Raw genomic sequence first — 19,878 nt, forward strand, 5'->3', positions numbered from 1 at the left:
TAATTTTGATCGGGGCGGCGCGGTGCGTCGCCCCGTTTTACGATTAGTCTATTTTATGATTGGAAAAAAAATCTGATGCTGTTGCATTGATTATTCCAATCTTGACCACAACGACGACACAAGCCTCTAAAAGACGAAGGCTTGGTCATTTCCACTTTGCAAGCCCGGATAATTCTGCTTGATCAGCGTTCCATGGATTGGTGAGATCATAAAATGACGTTCATGGCAGCACAGTCGCAGACAGCAAAGACCAACCGGTTCGCCCGTCTGCGCCGTTATCTCGCCGCCTCCCTCATCGCCCTGCCCCTCCCCGCCCTCGCCGCCGCGCCACAGGCCTGCGGCACCGTCATCGTCCCGCCCGGCGTCGGCCTCGGCACCCCCCCCGCTTCGGTGACCTCGCTCAACCCGTTCCTGATCAGCAGCGCCTATAACGGCGAAGCGTCGAGCCTGATGTATTACGGGCTGCTCTACATCAACCGAGACCATAAGATCGTCTGGCCCCGGAGCCTTGCGACCAAAATCGACATCTCAAACAACGATACGGTGTTCACCGTCACCATGAAGCCGTGGCAGTGGTCGGATGGCCGACCGGTCACGACGAAAGACATCAAATTCACTTACGATCTGATCAAGCGCCTTGGGCCGACCTATCCGGGCTATAATTCCGGCGGCGTTCCGAACCTGATCAAATCGTTTGACATTCTGGGGCCGGAGACATTTTCGATCACCCTGAAACATCCGGTCAATCCCGAGTGGTTCGAACTGACCGGCCTCGCCCAGTTCGTGCCCTACCCGGCCCACGCCTGGGGTAAATACACCATCAACCAGATGTGGCGCCATCAATCCGATCCCGATTTCTACAAAGTCATCGACGGCCCTTATCGCCTCGTGAAATACAAAATGGGCCGCTACATCGAGTTCGGCCCCAATCCGACCTATCAGGGCCACAAATCGCAGATCCGCCGCTTCATCATGACTTTTCTTCACTCCTCCGGTGCCGAAATCGAAGGGTTGCAAAGCGGCACGCTTGATATCAGCAACCTGCCGTTTTCGCTCTGGGATGCGGCCAGCCGGCTCAAGAATGTGCGACGCCTTAAGCTGACGCCCAATTTCGGCTTCCAGTTCATTCAGCTTAATTACAAAAACCCGACAGTGACGTTCTTTCACGACCTGAAAGTGCGGCAAGCGATGGCGGATGCGATCAACCAGAAACAGGTGGTCCATGTGCTGTTCCATGATGCAACCGAACCGGAGTACGGCCCAATCCCCGTCGTGCCCCCCACGTTTCTTCCCCCCTCCGAACGGGCAGGGAAATATCCGATCGGCTACGACCCGGCGAAGTCGCGTAAACTCCTCGATGAAGCGGGTTGGAAACCGGGTCCTGACGGTATTCGTGAAAAGAATGGCCGGAAACTCGCCTTCACGCTCCTGACCCCGTCCGGCGGCGCAACGTCCACACTTTGGACCGAAATCCAGCAGCAGGATCTCCGCGCTGTCGGGATCGACATGAAGATCCGCCAAGTCACGTTCAACCAGCTGATGGCGCTCGATTACCGGCCATCGACCTGGCAGGCGATGGCCTTCGGATGGTCCCTCGGCAGCTTCCCGTCCGACGCCGCCCAGCTCGGTTCCAAAGGCAGCTACAATCAGGAAGGCTACAGCGACAAAAAAATGGACGAATTATTGGCGAAGGTGACGACAACGCCCGGTCTCTCCGCCCTTTATGCCTATGAGAAATACGCGGTCGAACAGCAGCCGATCATTTTTCAGAGCGATACCGGCGTGGTCGTGCTCGCCCGCAAGGGCCTGCGAGGAATCCGCAAATTCATCAGCCCAACCGGCGGCTGGTCCCCGCAATATCTGCACTGGACAACACCGGACTGCGCCTCCACCGTCGCGGATAACTCGGCTCCATGAGTACCAGTCGCCACCGTACCGAAGGGACGACGCCATGCTGAGAATGATCACCCAACGGCTCGCCACCGCGACCGTATCGCTCGCCATCCTCATTACCATCGTCTTCTTCATGACCCACGCCACCCCCGGCGGTCCGGCCTATTCAATCCTCGGCCAAAAGGCGACGCCCGCCGCCGTGCATGAACTCAACGTCCGCCTCGGCCTCGCCGCCCCGCTCTGGAAGCAATACGTCATCTGGTGGTGGCATCTGCTGCAAGGCCGGCTCGGTTATTCCTATCTGCTCAACCGCCCGGTCACCCAGCTGGTCGGCGACTACATGATGAACACGCTGGCACTTTATATCGGCGCCATCCTGCTGGCACTGATCCTTTCGATCGGCCTCGGACTGATCCAGGGCGTCACTTACGGCCGCTGGCCGGGGCGGTTGATCGGGGCGCTGCAACTCTCGCTCTATGCGCTGCCGACGTTTTTCGTGGGCACCATGTTCATCCTGTATTTCGGGGTGAAATGGGGCGTCCTGCCGACCGGCGGCATCACCGATCTGCGCCTCGAACACCCCGGCCTACCCGATTACGCGCGCCATCTGATCCTGCCGGTTCTCACCGTCGGGCTGCTCGGTGTGGCCGGGTTGTCGCGCTATTTCGGCACCTCGGTGCATGAGGAACTCGGCAAGGATTACGTCCGCACCGCGCTGGCCAAGGGCCTCACCTTCCGCGCCGTGCTGTTCAAACACGTGCTACGCAATGCGCTGCGGCCGCTGGTGACGATTCTCGGCCTGTCGTTCCCGGGGATTTTCGCGGGATCGGTGCTGGTCGAAACCGTATTCAACTACCCCGGCCTCGGCTACCTGCTCTGGCGCTCCGCGCTCTCGCAGGACTACCCGGTCATTTCCGCCATCGTCCTGCTGATCGGCGTGCTCACCGTCATCGGCAATCTGCTGGCGGATCTGGTCAACGGCCTGCTCGACCCCAGGGAGCGCTACGAATGAGCAATTCACTCGCCACCGCCGTCACCGCCCCCGGCGGCGCGCTGCGCCGCTCCGCCGCCGAACGCGCCGCCATGTGGCTGGGCGATCGCGCCACCCTGGTTGCCGGCATCGTCCTCGCGGTCCTCATCGTCGGGTTCAGCCTGCTCGGCCCTTATCTCTACACCGCCAGCCCCTACGCCATCCACGGCCACCACGCGCTGCAAGGCCCCAGCGCCACCTTCCCGCTCGGCACCGACCAGATCGGCCGCAACGAACTCGCCCGGGTGATCGCCGGTGGCTACGCCACGCTCATCGTCAGCATCCCCGCCGCCATCCTCACCTTCCTGCTCGGCATCATCTACGGCCTCGCCGCAGCACTCAGCCCGGCCTGGCTCGATAAGGTGCTGATGCGCGTGCTCGATGCAATCCTCGCTCTGCCCGGCCTCGTCGTGCTGATTTTTTTCTCGGCCCTGTTCACGCCGGGCAATTTCGAGCTGATCCTGCTGCTCGGGCTGACCTCATGGCCCGGTCTTGCGCGCATCGTCCGCAACGAGGCGATCGCGCAGCGCAACCGCGATTTCATCCTTGCCACGCGGCAGTTCGGCGGGGGTACCTGGTATGTCGCGCGGGTGCATATATTGCGGGTGATGGCACCCATTCTCGTCGTCAACGCGACCTTCCTGGTCGGTGATGAAATTCTGGCGCTGTCCGGCCTCAGCTTCCTCGGCCTCGGCGTCCAGCCGCCCTACACCAGCTGGGGCGGCCTGTTGCAAACCGGTCTCAACCTGATCGCGCTCAACCCGTGGTGGATGATCCTGCCCGCCGGCCTGTTGATCTTTCTCTCGATCATGGCGGCCAATCTGATCGGGCAAGGTCTGCTCGCCCGCTTCGGTGCCGCACGATGAGCGAGGTTCTGTCGCTCGAACATCTTTCGGTCGCGCTCAAGCGGGGCCGTGGCCGGCCGATCGCGGTGCTCGATGATATCAACCTCACCGTCAATGCCGGAGAGATGACCGCGCTAGTGGGGGAAAGCGGTTCGGGCAAGACCATCGCCTCGCTTGGCGTGATCCGGCTGCTGCCGCGGAGTGCGGAGATCAGCGGCAGGGTGATGCTCGCCGATACCGATCTGACGGCTCTCACCGAGTCTGAAATGCGCAAGGTGCGCGGCCGTGACATCGGCATGGTGTTCCAGAACCCGCTCTCGGCGCTGAACCCGACCACACGCGTCGGCAACCAGATCGCCGAGGTTTACCGGCTCCATACCGGCGAGACCGATCGCGCCGCCCGTGCGCGTGCCCGCGATCTGCTCGGCGAAGTCGGCATTCCCGATCCGGCCGACCGGCTCGATGATTATCCGCACCAGTTCTCCGGCGGCATGCGCCAGCGCGTGATGATCGCGATGGCGCTGGCCTGCTCGCCCAAATTGCTGATCGCCGATGAGCCGACCACCGGGCTCGACCTGCTGGTCGCCCGCCAGATCCTGACGCTGCTCAGCCGGTTGCGCCGCGAGCATCGGATGGGCGTGCTGTTCATCACCCATGATCTGTCGATCGTCGAGGAGCACGCCGATCAGGTGCATGTGCTCTACGCCGGCAAATCGGTCGAATGGGGCGCCGCGCGCAGCTTTTTCGCTCAGCCGCGCCATCCTTACAGCCAGGCGTTACTCGGCGCGGTGCCGCGACTTGGCCAGACCCGGCTTGCCAGCATTCCCGGCAATCTGCCGGACCCCGAAACCCGGCCACCCGGCTGCCGCTTCGCACCGCGCTGCGCCTTCCGCGAAGCCGCTTGCGAAACCGCCTACCCCATGCCGGATAGCCTGGGCGGCACCAGCTTCGCCTGCCGCCGGGGGCGCGAGATCAGCCCGACCGCCATGCTCGATGCCGTCATGGAACCGCCACCCGCCCCCGCGGTGATCTCGCGCGACACCGCCCTCGAAGTCACGTCGCTCGGCGTCGATTATGAGCGTACCGCGACCAGTTTTCTTCAAGGTGTGCTCGGCCGCAAGGATAAGATGCGCGCGCTTGATGATATTTCATTCACGCTTCGCCAGGGCGAATGTCTCGGCATCGTCGGCCAGAGCGGTTCCGGCAAATCAACCCTCGGTCGGGCCGTGCTTCAAATGATCCCCTACCATGGTCACGTGATTTTGAACGGCGAGGCGTTCGATTCGATGCCCCGCGCCCAGCGCTCCCTGGCGAAGCGACGCATCCAAGTGGTGTTTCAGGACCCGAAAGAGTCGATGAATCCGCGCATGAGGATCGGCGATATCGTCGCCGAACCGTTGAAACTGGCCGGAATGCGCGGTCAGAGCGCCCGCATGGCGCATGTGGCGGCCCTGCTCGACCGCGTTGGCCTGTCGGACCGTATGCTGAACCTGTTTCCCGGCTCAGTCTCCGGTGGCCAGGCGCAGCGGATCGCGATCGCACGCGCGCTGGCCACCAATCCTGGCATAATCGTGCTTGACGAGCCAACATCGAGTCTTGATGTTTCAACCCAAGCACTTTTATTGAACCTTTTGAAAGATTTGGCGCGTCAAGATGGTTTGAGCTATATGCTGATCAGTCATGACATTGCCGCAGTCAGCTATATGGCCGATCGGATCGCCGTTTTGAACGGTGGCGCCATGGTCGAATTCGGTACCGCACAAGACGTGCTCACCCGCCCGCGTAACGCCTACACACGAGAATTGATTGCTGCCTCACCCCATTTCCGCGCCAGGCCAACGGCGGGATCACACGATGTTAACGAATTCAACCCATCAACCGCGCAACCGTCCCCCCTGCAGGCCGCGACCGCTCAGACCAAGGAGTTTAACCCATGAATGAAATTGTCCGCCTTGTCCTTCTCACGGGTGGCCTCCTCGCCGTGATGCCCATACTGCTGCTGATCACCTTGATCGTCGCCTTTGAGCGACTCTGGTTGCTGAAAAAGACCATCAACGCCGGCAGCCGTATCCATGCGCGACTCCGCAGCCTTGGCTATGGCAACGCCGAGGGCCTGCGCGAACTGGCCGAAGCCAACAGCAAAACCCTGCAGGGTCATCTGATCGTCACCGCTCTCGCCTCGCGCGGGGAAACGGCCGACGAACTTGATTTCCACCTCGAGGAGGAAATCATGGACGCCATGCCGCGAGTCAACCGCGGCCTCTGGATTCTTGATACATCGGTCACTCTCGCCCCGCTGCTCGGGCTGTTCGGCACCATCATCGGCATGATCCAGGCGTTCAACGTGCTCTCCCAGCACGGCGGTCCCGCCAAGGTCACCGGCGGCATCGCCGATGCGCTGATCTCCACCGGCGCCGGCCTTCTCATTGCGATCATCGCGGTCTATTTCGTTAACTACTTCAACTCCCTTGCCCAGCGGATCACCCAGCAACTCGAACTGATCAAGGTCATGCTGATCAACCGCTTCCACACCCGCGGCCTGTCCGACGGGGTCTCCGAAGGTGGGGCCACCATGGCGCAGACCCGCGCCACCGAATACACCGCCGCGAGGGTCTGATCATGCGCCGCAGACATCCCCCCCAGGAGCGGGGACGACCCCGCCTCGAAATTGTTCCGATGATCGACATCATGATGTTTCTCCTGGTGTTCTTCGTCATGATTGTCCTGAAGATGATCCCGGATTCCGGCGTCAAGCTCCAGCTCCCCGGCGCCTCGACCGCCAACGAGCTGAAACCGACCCAGATCGTCATCATGATCGATCCGAACGGTGGCCTGCACGTCAAGAACCAGTCGATCACCCGCGCCGGGCTGACCACCTATCTCACTGGCCTGTACGACACGAAAAAGAAGATCGACGTGATCATCGCCGGCGACAAATCGGTCAAATACGAGCGCATCATGCAGGTGATGAACTCGGTGCGGAAATCCGGCATCACCGATGTCGGGCTTGCCACAAAACACTGAACCGGCAGCCGCAGGGGTTCCTGCGGCAAACGATCTGCTCGCGGCGTTTCTGGCCTATCTGGCTGGCGAACGCCGCGCCGCGGTCAAAACCATCGCGACCTATAGCGGCGATCTCGCTGAATTCCTTGAGTTTCTGACCCACCACATCGGCGCCCCACCCCACGCGAATGATCTTGCATCGGTGGCCCTGGCCGATCTGCGCGCCTATCTCGCCAGCATCGCCAACAACGGCATCGGCAATGCGACCCGCGCCAAGAAACTCTCCGCCATCCGTAGCTTCTATCGCTATCTCCGCCTTCGCCATGGCATTGCCAACGAAGCCCCCGGCCTGGTCATGACGCCGCGCGCTCGAAGGCCTCTGCCGCGCGCCCTGACCATACCCGATGCCCGATCAGTGATCGACGACCTTGGCGATACCGCAACCACCCAGGCCATCGCCGCGCGTGACAATGCCTTGATGGCCCTGCTCTATGGCGCCGGTCTACGCATCAACGAGGCACTCTCGCTGGATTGGCGCGACCTGCCACCAGCTGGCGCTCCGTTGATGGTGCGCGGCAAAGGCAGCAAACACCGCATCGTGCCGCTCCTGGATGCCGTACGCTGCGCTCTCGCCACCTGGGCACGCCATCATCCCGCCCCCTCACCGGAATCGCCCCTATTCCTCGGCGCGCGCGGCGCACGCCTGAATGCCGGTGTGGTACAGAAACACCTGCGCGACTTCCGTCGCGCCAACGGCCTGCCCGAACACGCCACACCTCACGCGCTGCGCCACTCCTTCGCCACGCATCTTCTCGCGGGCGGTGCTGATCTCCGCGCGATCCAGGATCTACTCGGCCACGCCAGCCTCTCAACCACCCAGCGCTACACCGATGTCGATACCGCGCAACTCCTCGCCGTGTGGCAACAGACCCACCCGCGCGCCGGCGGTTAACTGCCGGAGGCCTCGATGGCGAGACATGCCGCAGATTCGATGCTAGTTTTGTCGAATATCGACAACGGACAGACATCATGGTTTTCCCTTCTCGTTTCGAACATCATTGCGCCGTGATAACCGGCGGAGCCGCCGGCATCGGCCTCTCGGTTGCCAATCGAATCATCGCCGAAGGCGGTAAGGTTGCGATCTGGGATCGCAATCAGAGGGAAATCGACGCCACGATCGCCCGAATAGGCGACCGCGCGATCGGTATCGCGATCGATGTCACCGACTATCGGGCCGTTGAGGCGGCGGCAGCGGCCACCCATGAGAAATTCGGCGCGATCGACAGTCTGGTCACCAGCGCCGGCATCACCGGACCGAACATGACGACGTGGACTTATCCGGTCGAAGACTGGCATCGCGTCATCGCGGTCAATCTGCACGGCGTCTTTCACGCCACCAAGGCTGTGGTGCCCTATATGTTGGCGACAAATTCCGGTCGGATTGTCAACATCGCCTCGATCGCCGGCAAGGAGGGCAATCCGAACGCATCAGCCTACAGTGCCTCGAAAGCCGCCGTGATCGGCCTGACCAAATCACTCGGCAAGGAACTCGCCAAAACCGGCATTACGGTCAATTGCGTCACTCCCGCCGCGGTTCGCACGGCGATTTTCGACCAGATGACTCCGGAGCACATCGATTTCATGCTCTCGAAAATCCCGATGGGGCGATTTGGCACTGTCGAGGAACTCGCCTCACTGATCTGTTGGTTGGCATCGCCCGAATGCTCGTTCACAACCGGCGGCGTGTTCGATATTTCGGGAGGGCGCGCAACCTATTGATTTTGCGGTGCAGTACGAAAACCCCATTACAACCTAAGGTAAACTAAATCCATTATCCTAAATTGTGCTGGTGTGATGAGTACAAGTCATGGTATATTCTCTCGGTTTCACGTTGGGTGAGGCCTATATTTAAGATTGCAGTATTCACAAGTTAAACTGAAAATTAATTTGCCGTAAGTTAACCTCATTTGCGCCAGATAAAGACAAACAGAACTCGTTCTCGTCGAAGAAGGATTTTTGGTTTGTAAAGGGAGCACGTTTTGACCGCTCGTGTGCTGATTGTCGATGATATCGCGCCCAATGCCCGGCTCCTCGAGGTGCGGCTGACCAGCGAGTATTATGAGGTCAAAACCGTCAACGATAGCCGCGATGCCCTGGCGATCGCCCAAGTCTGGCAGCCGGATGTCATTCTGCTCGACGTCATGATGCCCGGCCTCAATGGCTTCGATCTCAGCTGCCAGATCAAGAGCCTCTCATCAACCGCTCATATCCCCATCATCATGATCACTGGCCTCAACCATGCGCGGGATCGCGCGCAGGGCCTGCAGTGCGGGGCCGATGAGTTTCTGACCAAACCGATCCATTACGAACTCCTGCTTGCCAGGTTGCGCGGCATCATCCGCTTCAAACGTCTGCGCGATGAATGGCGCGGCCGCGGTGCAACCGCGATGACACTGGGATTAACCATCGGACGACCGGATGATATCTCGCACCACCGCGCGCGCGCATTGGTGGTGGACGATCTGACAACGCGGGGGATGGAAATTCAGCAGGTTCTGAGTGCCGCCAACATCGATGTCATCGCGGCGCGTAATGAAGCCGAGGTCTATGATCATATCAGGGGCAGCACATTCGATCTCATGGTCATCAGCCTGTCGCTGCTGGGGGTCGATCCCCTCCGGCTGGTGGCGCGCTGCCGGGCCTGGGCCGAATCGCGGGATACGCCGCTGCTCCTGATCGCTGAACCCGATCAGCGTGATATCATGATCCATGCACTTGATCTCGGCGCCAACGACTGTCTGATCCTGCCGCTCGATGCCGACGAACTCACGCTTCGCGCCAACAACCAGATCCGCCACAAACTCTATGAGGAATCGCTGCGCAACGACGTCGGCAGCGCCCTCAAGCTTGCTGTCATCGATCCACTGACCCAGCTGTACAATCGCCGTTACCTCAGCTCCCATCTGGAACGTTTGTGCGACGATCCGTCTGGCAGTGGTTTCGCCGTGATGATCGTCGACATCGATCATTTTAAGACGATCAACGATCAGTTCGGTCATCTCGCCGGCGACAAGGTGTTGCAGCGCGTGGCCGACATTTTGCGCCGCAACCTGCGCACCAGCGATCTGATCGCGCGGTTCGGCGGCGAGGAATTCGTTGTCATCATCAACGGCCTGACCGACGAACGCCGAGCCGCCGCGATTGCGGAAAAACTGCGATCGACCATCGAAGCGCTGACCTTCGATTTCACGACCCGCGTGACCGCAAGTGTCGGCGTCACCCTCAGCCGTCCGCCCGCCAGCGCCGAAGCCCTGCTCGGCGAGGCCGATGCAGCCCTCTACGATGCCAAACGCGCCGGGCGTAATCTTGTGTCGTTGTATCGGCTTGTGCCGGATCATACACCCTCATTATCACAGGAAGCCGGACCATGACCGGACGCGTGCGCACCGCCTACGCCAGCGATCTCGATGTGATGGCCGCCGTTACCGCCTGCCGCGCGCGATTGAACGACGAGGCGCCCGATCTGATCCTCGCTTTCGTCGGCGGCAAGCACGACCCGACCGCGACGCTGCATGCCATCCGGTCGGTTTTCGGTGATGTGCCGGTCACCGGCGGCTCAGCGGCGGGCGCGATTACCACTGACGGATTTGGCTATACCGGATTCGAAATCGGCATGATCGCGTTTCGCGGTGCCGATGTGACACCGATGGTCGTGCTCACGCGCGATCTCGAAGGCGGTGAAACCACGGCAGGCCGCGCCTTGGGGCAGGTCGTGCGCGATCACACCCGCGATGATGCGGCGGTTTTGATCCTGTTCGATAGTGTGGCCAGCGCCGCACCACTCCGCCTGCACCCGGCCAGCCAACTGATGGCCGGATTTCACGACGGCCTCGGCGACCGGCGGCTTCACGTGATCGGCGGCGGGCTGCTGACCGACATCAATATGTCCGATGGCTGGATGATCGCCGAGGGCGCCATCTGCAAACACGCAATGGCGGCGCTGATCTTTCCGTCCGGCATCCAGGTATCCACCGCGATACTGCATGGTTGCCGTCCGGTCAGCAGTTTTATCGAGATCACCAAGATCGATGGCGCCGAAGTCCTCGAACTCGATGGTGAACCGGCGCTCACCGTGATCGAGCGGATGCTGGGGCTAGAGCTCGGCACCACCAGCGGCCAGCAACTCTCCCTGATCGCGACCTTGGGCCAGAAACAGGGTGACCCGTTCGCCCCCTATGACGAAAACAATTACGTTAATCGGCTGATTTTGCACGCCAATCCGGATCGCCGGTCGATCACCCTGTTTGAACCCGATTTCGCCGTCGGCACCCGCGTGCAGATCATGAGCCGTGATAATGCGCTGATGTTGGAATCGGTCGAACGCGGTGTCGCCGAATTGCGCGGACGCGTCGACTCTGAAGATTGCCTGTTCGCCCTCTATATCGACTGTGCCGGTCGCGCCAGCGTGATGAGCGGCGCGACCACCGAGGAAGCGGATCTGGTGCTGCAAACCCTGGCGCTATCCTGCCCGTTCATGGGGTTCTACTCAGGGGTCGAAATCGCCCCCTTCGCAGGCAATTACAGCCGCCCGCTCGATTGGACCGGCGTATTGAGTGTCTTTCAGCACGCCACCTAGCCATGAACGACCAGGGTGTCAGCCGGGATCAACTCGAACGTGAATTGTTGTATTACCGACGGGAATACAACGACATCGGTGCCCGGTTGTTCCGATTACAGGAGGAGAACAGCCGAGTCGCGCGTGAAGCCCGGCGCAATCGCATCGTCGCGAAACTGGTCCGCGAGGCCTATCTGATCATCGGCAAGGAAATCCAGCCTCAAAAAATCGGTGCCCTGATCCTGGCGATCATCGCCGATACAGCGGTGTGCGATCGTGCCGTATTTCTGCTCAACACGACCGACCAACCCGACCGCTTCACCGTCGAACATGCGTTCGGGGCGGCAACCGCTCACGAATTGACAATCGTATCCCCACCCGGTTTCCTCTACACAACCGCAAGTCAGCCAGCCCCCCCGGCGAGCCTGCCGATGACCGTCCTGCTCGGTGTCCCCTATGTGTTATGGGCCTACGATCCCGGCCAGGGCCGCGCCCTGCTGCTCGGCAACCGAAGCGAGACCAATGTTCACCGCGCGTTCGAGGCGGGCGATCAGGAACTCGTCGAAGTCGCCCTCGCCGTCTATATTGACGTGTTGATCCGAAAATTCGCCGAGGCGGCGCTTCGCCAGGCCAAAAAGGTTGCAGAAGATGCGAACACAGTGCGGGCGCAATTCCTAGCCACGCTCAGCCATGAATTCCGCTCTCCACTCGAAGCGGTGATCGGATTTTCAGAACTGTTGCTGCAAACCGAACCGCGCGCGCCAACTCCCGAACAGCGGACCGAATTCGCGACCCAGATCCTCGATTCCGGGCGCCGACTGCTGGCGCTGGTCAAGGATATTCTGGATTTTTCTAGTTTCGAAAACGCCATACCGTTCATGCGCCAGGCCTGGGTTCCGGTCGCGCAATTACTACAGAACGCAGCGCGCGGCCTTGCACTTGAAGCCAGCGCACACGCCGTTCGGATCGATATCGATCAACCCGACCCAACCTGGTCAATCTTGATCGATTACGAGCGATTTCGCCAAATCCTGTCCAACCTGATCGGCAACGCCATCAAATTCACCGCGCCGGGTGGCACCATCACAGTGTCCGCCCGCGTCACCGACGATCAGGGTATCAACATCAGCGTACGCGACACCGGCATCGGCATCAAACCGGACGACATCTCTCGTGTGATCGAACCGTTCGTGCAACTCGCACGGGAGGGAGAACACCGCGCCGGCGGCGCCGGCCTCGGTCTGCCGATCGCAAAACAACTCACCGAAGCGCACGGCGGCACCTTGCGGATCGACAGTATCGTCGGCGTCGGCACCACCGTGACCATTGCCCTTCCCGCCGGATCAGCCCGTTCAACCAATCCGGCGTGAGGCCTCACCCCAAAAGATCCGCAGGCGCTCGCGCCATCGCCGCAAAATTTTCATCGACCGCGCGGAACAATCCCCAGGTCTCGATGTAATTCAGCGGAAACCCCGGGCAACCTGCTTCGATGTCCATCTGCCGAGCATGCACATAATTGGTCCAACGTTTGCCCGGCCGGCGATGATGAAAATCATGGCACGGCGCATCGCCCACAAGCACGAACAGACGGACGAATAACTGAACCGTCAGCATATTCGCCCACCACCCGCTCCACGCTGCGAGTCCACGAAAACTGCGTGCATTGTGGCGCGGCGGAAAGAGCCCGGGAAACACCCCCGCCGTCGCCTCACAGACCAGTTGCTTGCCGCGTAGCGCGATAATATCAACGGAGGGGAGCCGATGTTCACACAGAATCCGGAATACCGTTGCAATCTGGAGCAGCACGGTAACCGGCAATACCCAGGCGACCAGCACCACGATCAACATATGGGTCAGCGCAGCACCGATCAGAAGAGCCGCCCACACCCCGATTCCGATCAGATTATGCGACCGTTCGTGCGACGCAAGACTTCCCTTGATCCGCTTCCACAGAAACCGGCCATGGAACACCGGCGAAACCAGCAGGGTCAGCAACTGCCGCCACAGGGCACGCCGGTCGAGCGCCGTCCGTAGATCGCAGATACCAACAACGAAGTCGGTGAATTCATCCTCGTCGGTAAACAGTTTATTGGCGTTATGGTGCAGCATATGTTCTTTTTGATACACATCGAAATGCTTGAACAACAGCACCGCCGAAACCAGCCGGCCGACCAGTCGATTGCGCTCACGCGTGCTGAACACCGTGCCATGCGAGCAGTGATGAAAGATAACAACCTGAAACAGGCCAAGTCCTGAACTGGTCGCGAGCAATCCGGCGAACAGCAGAAGCCAGAACAAGGGTTGCGCCGCGCTCAACATTGTCAGCGTGAGCGCCGAGACGGCACAACCACCGATCACCAGCCCGATCGCTTCGGCAACATAGGTGATCGGCTTTCGTGGCGAGGCTGGTTCACCCGGTGCCGGCTTGGCGGTCAGCCACGTCAGAAATGGCTGCACCGCCGCTGGCAGGCGCATCGCCATGTCCACGCGTGGATCGTTTCGGGTCGGCACCGCGATGGATGCGCTCTCTGGAGAGAGAGGAAGATGAGAAACATGCATGTGATGATGATCCTTTTCAGTTACAAAATTGAGTTGATGAGCATTTTTGTGTCGTTTAGTCAGCATAGTTCACGCCAAGGTTGTATAGCACGCCTATAATAAACATCTTGTGATTTAAATCGGTTGAATTTTCGGAATGAATTTTGGACGCAAAAAATTCAAAAATGCGCAGGTCGGCTGAAATGTCCGGTACGGCCTCGTCACAGGCTAAACCGAGAGGCGATCCGCCACCTCTTAAGAGGTCGAACCACTTCAACGTGACGAACCGTCGATCAACTTAATGTGATGAAGCGCGCATTCACGGCTGACCAATAGTGCGGCAAATCGCCGACAATACGAAATACTACATAAAGACTTATAAAAAGAATGAATTATTGCGCATTGTTACAGTATCACCGGCCCTTACTGTCGCGCGTCGCCAAACCAGAGTGTTGATCAGTCGCCGCTGCCAACGTCTCCCGCTTCCACGCATCCCCGAACTCACGATCGCGTAAACACGCCCAAAACGCGATCCTGCCGACATCAACGTGAGTTATCGCCATCGTCACGCGTGAAACCGCATCGAGGATCGCATTCGTCTGCATCCGGGTATCACTTGCATCTTTAGGTCGACCGGATCGCACCAGCGGGTTACGTGTCGAAAAACGCCGGCCACCGAACCGCTCAATCCACCCTTCGGCGTTGAAAGCTCGCAAACCATGGAAATCTGGCAACCCGCAACCCGCTATCCTGACCCCGCCATCGAAACGCTTGACCCCAGTTTCGCCAAATATCGTCTGTTCAGCGCGTCGATCGAACGCCTCGCCACGGGCATGCGCTGGGCGGAGGGTCCGGTATGGTTCGGCGATGGCCGCTACCTGCTCTGGAGCGACATACCCAACGACCGAATGATGCGCTGGGATGAAACCAGTGGAGCCGTATCGATTTTTCGCCAGTCATCCCACCACGCCAACGGTAATACCCGCGATCGCCAGGGGCGGCTGATCACCTGCGAACATGGCGCCCGACGGGTCACCCGCACCGAATACGACGGCACCATCACCATTCTGGCCGATCATTTCGAGGGCAAACGCCTCAACTCACCCAACGATGTCGTGGTGAAATCCGACGGCAGCATCTGGTTCACCGATCCACCGTTCGGCATCGCGTCTTACTACGAGGGCAGCGTCGCCGTCGCCGAACTCACTGCAAATGTTTACCGGCTCGATGGTGTGACCGGCGCTCTCAGCATCGTCGCCGACGACGTGGCCGGCCCAAACGGACTTGCCTTCTCCCCCGACGAAACCCGCCTCTATATCGTCGAATCGCGCGCGACCCCACATCGCGGCATCCGGGTCTTCGATGTCCTCGACTCGAACCGCCTGACCAACGGCCGCCCGTTCATCGACGCTGGCCCCGGCGGCACACCGGACGGTATCCGCTGCGATACCGATGGCAATCTCTGGGCCGGGTGGGGCATGGGCACCGCGGCGCTCGACGGCGTCATGATCTTCAACCCCTCAGCCGATCCGATCGGGCGAATCGCCCTGCCGGAACGCTGTGCCAACCTCTGCTTCGGTGGCACAAGGCGCAATCGCCTGTTCATGGCCGCGAGCCACGCGATCTACGCCCTGTATGTCAACGCCCAGGGCGTCGCCGGCGGATAGAGCGATATGCGATTGAGTTGACGCGGCAGCGGCAATATAATCGCATGAAATCGCTCGAAAAAACATAGAACTAGAGCGTTAAGCTGAAAGCATAACGCTCTAGTCCCTGGTTGATTGAATACGACACACAGAGGCAAGATGGCGTCGCCGGTCGTCACGTTGCGGCCGAGAGAATCGCGCGGCGGATCAGCGTGTCAAAGAGAGCAAGTTTATAGGAATTCCGGGCAAAAGCCGTGGCACCGGTAAGGGCCAGCGTTGCGGCACGGCGGGCGGTCGTCTCGTCGATCCGCTGGCCAACCAGCGCCGTCTCGCCATCACGCGCGCGGTAAGGCACCGCTGCCGCCGCGCCCAGAATGATCGCTGCCTGGCGGCAAATCCCCTTGTCGTCGCAGTCGAGTACAACAGCAACATCCGCCAGCGGCCAATCAAAGGCGGCGCGCTCACCCAAACGCACATATGCCATCCGCGCCCTCGCCGCCGGTGGCGCCAGCAGCACGGCCGTCATGATTTCATGCGGATTAAGATCAGTCTCCCGCTGAACGTCACGATCGGTGCCAATAAAGAATTCCTCAAGCCGGACCTCGCGGGTGGTTCCCTCGCATGAGGCCAGTTCGACCCTCGCACCGAGCGCAACCAGAACCGTCGCCGGCGTGGATGGATGCACAATCGCGCAAACACGATTGTCAAAAATCGCGTGATACTGGTTTTCACCAGCAATCGCGAAACAATGCCCACCCCCCTTGCGCAGACAATGATAGGCCGACGAACGGAAATACCAGCAGCGCGGTCGCTGCAACAGATTGCCCCCAAGTGTTGCGACATTACGGATTTCCAGGCTTGCCGTTGCCGCCAGCGCCTCGGCCAGCGCCGGGTAGCGCGATCGCACCAGCAAATGATCCGCGACCCTCGCAAGCGTCGCCATCGCCCCGATCCGCAGATCCCCCGCATCGCTCTCGACAATCCCGTCAAGACCGGGAACCGAGGCGAGACTGAGCAGCGCCGCCGGGGTCAGAAGCGCCTCCTTGAGGAGGTCGAGCAGATCGATACCACCGGCTTTGACAACCGCCACACCTTCATGTCCGGTCAGATCGACCGGCGCGGTCATCGCCTCGGCAACGGTGATGGTCGCAGCGGCGGCGGCATCCGCGAGCGTCTGGGGCCGGATCAGGGCAAAACTGTTCATCATGACGGCAATCGCGCCGAATTGTCGCCAAGGGCCGCGAGCACCGCCGCCGGCGTCATCGGCAGGCTGCGCAGCCTGACACCGATGGCGTTATAAACCGCATTGGCGATGGCCGGCGCCGTCGCAATATTCGCCGGCTCGGCGATACCATAGGCATCGGTTGCATTTTCACCCTGGTAATTTTCCAGAATGATGACCTCGATATCCGGCGTATCCGCCGGCCCGGCCAGTTTATAGGCCTCAAGATCGGCATTGAGCATCCGGCCGGAGTGGCGGTCCAGGACGCGGGTCTCGAACAAGGCATAGGACATGCCCATCAACACACCCCCCTGCACCTGACTTTCAAGTTGCTTCGGGTTGATCGGACGTCCGCAGTCATGCACGGCAACGACCCGCTCCACCTTGATCACACCGGTTTCAGTATCGACTGCGACCTGCGCGAACTGCACCCCACCGAGGTCATGCCGTGCGATCGCGGCATCCCCCATGCGACGGCGAAATCCACCATAATCATCGCCACGCGCCGCGGTGGCACCGATCTGATCGGTCGGCAATCGCGCCGCAACCTCGCCGAAATCCAGACCGCGCTCAGGCTGGTCACGCAGCATGATGCGCCCGGATGCGGCGATCAGATCGGCAGGGGCCGCGTTCAGTGCAAGCCCCGCCTCGCGCAACAACATCTGTAACACCTGCCACGCGGCCGTTCGCGCCGGCGGCGTGATCGAGGCGGTGGTGCGACTGCCATAGGACGGCGGGCCCGCCGGAAAATCAGTATCCCCGATCCGCACCGCGATCTGTTCCGGGCGCAGTCCGAGCACCTCGGCAACCACCTGGGCCATGATCGTGCCGACGCCGGTGCCAATGTCCTGCACGCCTGAACGCACCTCGACCGAACCGTCGCGCATCACCCGCACCTCGCACGCCGCGTTGGTCTGCACATTGGCCGGCCAGAGCGACTGCGCGACGCCGATGCCGCGCTTGACCGGACCCGGATCAGAGCCAGGCGCGTGCCGTCCCGCCCAACCGATGCGCAACGCTCCCAGACGGCGCTCCTCACGCCGCACCGGACTGGGATCGATCCGGTCGCGCAGCACCAGAGCATCGATCGCAAGACGTTCGGCGAGTTCATCGACCGCCTGCTCGACCGCCCAAGCACCCGGCGTATTGCCCGGCCCGCGCATTGCAGACCCGGGACCCGCGTTGGTGAACACATCGTATTGATCCGATGCGAAATGCGGGACGGCGTACAGGGTTTCGGCGAAACCGCCGATCCCGGCCCCCACCGCAACGCCCGCGGTTCCGTAGCTCACGACAGAAACCGCCGTCAGTGTGCCGTCGCTCCGCGCCCCGATCCGCAGATGTTGCGTGGTCGACGGCCGGTTGCCGGTATCCATCTGCTCTTCCATCCGGTCCAGCACCAGCCGCACCGGCGCACCCGCATCGCGTGACAAGGCAACGGCAACCCGTCCATAGGTCCCGAGCGATGATTTGGAGCCAAAACCACCCCCCATGCCATCGACCACGACCCGAACCCGGCTGAGCGGCAGATCAAACGCCTCGGCCAACTCATGACGCACACCGGCGGTGAACTGGGTGGACATATGCACGGTCAGACCATCGTCCTGCCAATCCGCAACGATCGCATGCGTCTCCATGCAGCAATGCGTCTGCACCTGCGTTGAATAATCGGCCTCGACGATCACTGAAGCCGCGGCGAAACCAGCCGCCAAATCGCCGCGCTCGCGCCGCGCCGGGCCACGCACATTCCCCGCGAGAGCAAGACCAGCCGCCGCCGGAAAGCCCGACGGATGCCCCTGCGGCGCCGATGCCGCATCATGGACCAACGGCGCCCCCGGCAGTCGGGCCGCGAGCAGATCGACCACGAAAGGCAACGGATGATACACAACTTTGATCAACCGCAGCGCCGCCTCGGCATCCGCCCGCGATTCAGCCGCCACCGCGGCGACCGGCGCCCCGATATAGCGCACGACCCCGGTTAGCGGATCACGCGGCCGGGCAATGATCTCGATGGCGCGCACCCCTGCATGACGCATCGCCTCGGTCGTATCGATCGAGCTGATCTCGGCATGCGCCAAGGGCGAGCGCAGCATCGCCGCGTGCAACATGAAGCGAGGACCGACATCGACGGTAAAGCGCGTGGCACCCGTCACCTTGTCGCGACCATTGCTGCGCGGGGCCGACCGGCCAACGACCGCAAGTGCCGCATTGGGCGGCCACGGCGGCGGTTCGTCCTGCGGGACCTGCCGCGTCACGGTTGCAAGACCGACACCGAGAATCCCGCAGGGAAAGACCTCGCTCCGGCAGCCGTCATCGACGGTCATGAACCTATCCCTCGCCCGGCCGCCACCGCAAGAGTCGCCGCGATGACATGCGGATAGGTGCCGCACCGGCACAAATGCCCGCTGATCGCCGCCTTGACCTCATCCTCGGTCGGATTCGGCGTGCGCGCCAGCAAAGCCGCGCACGCCATGATCATACCCGGCGTGCAGAACCCGCACTGGATCGCATCATGCCCGATGAATGCCGCCTGCACCGGGTGCAGCGCGTGACCCACCGCCAACCCTTCGATCGTCGTGATCTGTCGCGCGCCAACCTCGACCGCCAACATCATGCATGAACAAACCGGCGCGCCATCGAGCCAGACCGTGCAGGCGGAGCAGGCCCCGCGATCACAGGCGATCTTGGTACCGGTCAATCCCAATCCGTCGCGCAACGCCTCAGCCAAAGTCGTGCGGGGTTCGACCCGCACAATCCGGGCGCGCCCGTTCACCATCAGCGAAATCGGCATACCCGCCGGCCCGAAATCCGGCCCCACCGATCCAACCGACTCTGCCGGCTCCGCTTCGTTCATCGACATCTCTGCGCGCACCTGAGTGTAACCCCAAGAAAATCAACGCTACGATCGATCATCCCGCACACCCACCCTCAAACGAATCGTATCGCTCCCGACCGCTCCGTGAGTGTGCTATACTTCGGCAAGGTTCATCCCGCCTTGATCAGGATCAAGCGACTCGTCAGACGGCTTCGAGCACGTGAATGACCCGACCGGCGATCAGCTCCCGTGCCTTAGAGCGATATGCGAT

Annotated in this window: 16 protein-coding genes; 12 read left to right on the forward strand and 4 right to left on the reverse strand. The window is 61.2% G+C overall.

Going from position 1 to position 19,878, the window contains the following annotated elements:
- Positions 1–213: 213 nt before the first annotated feature.
- The 11 genes from ACP5E6_RS10395 (at position 214) to ACP5E6_RS10445 (ending at position 12,756) form a co-directional block, all read left to right on the forward strand.
- The gene (locus tag ACP5E6_RS10395; protein WP_427954166.1) at positions 214–1,917 is read left to right on the forward strand and encodes a peptide ABC transporter substrate-binding protein; all 1,704 of its coding nucleotides are present in this window, start codon (positions 214–216) and stop codon (positions 1,915–1,917) included.
- A gap of 34 nt (positions 1,918–1,951) precedes the next feature.
- Positions 1,952–2,905 (forward strand): ABC transporter permease, encoded by a 954-nt coding sequence (locus ACP5E6_RS10400; protein ID WP_427954167.1) that lies wholly within the window; start codon positions 1,952–1,954, stop codon positions 2,903–2,905.
- Positions 2,902–3,789 carry an ABC transporter permease gene (locus ACP5E6_RS10405; protein WP_427954168.1) on the forward strand — a complete coding sequence of 296 codons (888 nt, stop codon included), beginning with the start codon at positions 2,902–2,904 and terminating at the stop codon, positions 3,787–3,789. The genes ACP5E6_RS10400 and ACP5E6_RS10405 overlap by 4 nt, the downstream gene beginning before the upstream one ends.
- Positions 3,786–5,705 carry a dipeptide ABC transporter ATP-binding protein gene (locus ACP5E6_RS10410; protein ID WP_427954169.1) on the forward strand — a complete coding sequence of 640 codons (1,920 nt, stop codon included), beginning with the start codon at positions 3,786–3,788 and terminating at the stop codon, positions 5,703–5,705. Before ACP5E6_RS10405 ends, ACP5E6_RS10410 begins: the two co-directional genes overlap by 4 nt.
- Positions 5,702–6,385, forward strand: coding sequence for a MotA/TolQ/ExbB proton channel family protein (locus ACP5E6_RS10415; RefSeq protein WP_427954170.1), 684 nt, complete (start codon positions 5,702–5,704; stop codon positions 6,383–6,385). Before ACP5E6_RS10410 ends, ACP5E6_RS10415 begins: the two co-directional genes overlap by 4 nt.
- A 2-nt stretch (positions 6,386–6,387) precedes the next feature.
- Positions 6,388–6,792, forward strand: a complete 405-nt coding sequence (locus ACP5E6_RS10420; protein WP_427954171.1) for an ExbD/TolR family protein — start codon at positions 6,388–6,390, stop codon at positions 6,790–6,792.
- 34 nt (positions 6,793–6,826) lie between these two features.
- Entirely contained in the window at positions 6,827–7,723 is an 897-nt protein-coding gene (locus ACP5E6_RS10425) for a tyrosine recombinase XerC (protein WP_427954181.1), read from the forward strand.
- 77 nt (positions 7,724–7,800) lie between these two features.
- Positions 7,801–8,550 (forward strand): SDR family NAD(P)-dependent oxidoreductase, encoded by a 750-nt coding sequence (locus ACP5E6_RS10430; RefSeq protein WP_427954172.1) that lies wholly within the window; start codon positions 7,801–7,803, stop codon positions 8,548–8,550.
- 260 nt (positions 8,551–8,810) lie between these two features.
- Positions 8,811–10,202 carry a diguanylate cyclase gene (locus tag ACP5E6_RS10435; RefSeq protein ID WP_427954173.1) on the forward strand — a complete coding sequence of 464 codons (1,392 nt, stop codon included), beginning with the start codon at positions 8,811–8,813 and terminating at the stop codon, positions 10,200–10,202.
- Positions 10,199–11,407, forward strand: coding sequence for an FIST signal transduction protein (locus tag ACP5E6_RS10440; protein ID WP_427954174.1), 1,209 nt, complete (start codon positions 10,199–10,201; stop codon positions 11,405–11,407). Before ACP5E6_RS10435 ends, ACP5E6_RS10440 begins: the two co-directional genes overlap by 4 nt.
- Before the next feature lie 2 nt (positions 11,408–11,409).
- Positions 11,410–12,756, forward strand: coding sequence for a sensor histidine kinase (locus ACP5E6_RS10445; RefSeq protein WP_427954175.1), 1,347 nt, complete (start codon positions 11,410–11,412; stop codon positions 12,754–12,756).
- A gap of 4 nt (positions 12,757–12,760) precedes the next feature.
- Here ACP5E6_RS10445 and ACP5E6_RS10450 read toward each other — a convergent pair whose 3' ends face one another.
- Positions 12,761–13,861, reverse strand: a complete 1,101-nt coding sequence (locus ACP5E6_RS10450) for a fatty acid desaturase family protein (RefSeq protein ID WP_427954176.1) — start codon at positions 13,859–13,861, stop codon at positions 12,761–12,763.
- A gap of 782 nt (positions 13,862–14,643) precedes the next feature.
- Between ACP5E6_RS10450 and ACP5E6_RS10455 the strand changes: the two genes are divergently transcribed.
- Positions 14,644–15,591 carry an SMP-30/gluconolactonase/LRE family protein gene (locus tag ACP5E6_RS10455; RefSeq protein WP_427954177.1) on the forward strand — a complete coding sequence of 316 codons (948 nt, stop codon included), beginning with the start codon at positions 14,644–14,646 and terminating at the stop codon, positions 15,589–15,591.
- A gap of 154 nt (positions 15,592–15,745) precedes the next feature.
- On the opposite strand, the gene ACP5E6_RS10460 is transcribed toward ACP5E6_RS10455, so the two are convergent.
- From ACP5E6_RS10460 to ACP5E6_RS10470, 3 genes are read right to left on the reverse strand one after another with little or no spacing between them, the layout of a single operon-like run.
- Positions 15,746–16,774, reverse strand: coding sequence for an FAD binding domain-containing protein (locus ACP5E6_RS10460; RefSeq protein WP_427954178.1), 1,029 nt, complete (start codon positions 16,772–16,774; stop codon positions 15,746–15,748).
- Entirely contained in the window at positions 16,774–19,116 is a 2,343-nt protein-coding gene (locus ACP5E6_RS10465; RefSeq protein ID WP_427954179.1) for a xanthine dehydrogenase family protein molybdopterin-binding subunit, read from the reverse strand. The genes ACP5E6_RS10460 and ACP5E6_RS10465 overlap by 1 nt, the downstream gene beginning before the upstream one ends.
- Complete coding sequence (locus tag ACP5E6_RS10470; protein ID WP_427954180.1) at positions 19,113–19,646, reverse strand: (2Fe-2S)-binding protein; 534 nt, start codon at positions 19,644–19,646, stop codon at positions 19,113–19,115. The genes ACP5E6_RS10465 and ACP5E6_RS10470 overlap by 4 nt, the downstream gene beginning before the upstream one ends.
- Positions 19,647–19,878: the final 232 nt, after the last annotated feature.

This window comes from Acidiphilium sp. (assembly GCF_049977125.1).
GTDB lineage: Bacteria > Pseudomonadota > Alphaproteobacteria > Acetobacterales > Acetobacteraceae > Acidiphilium.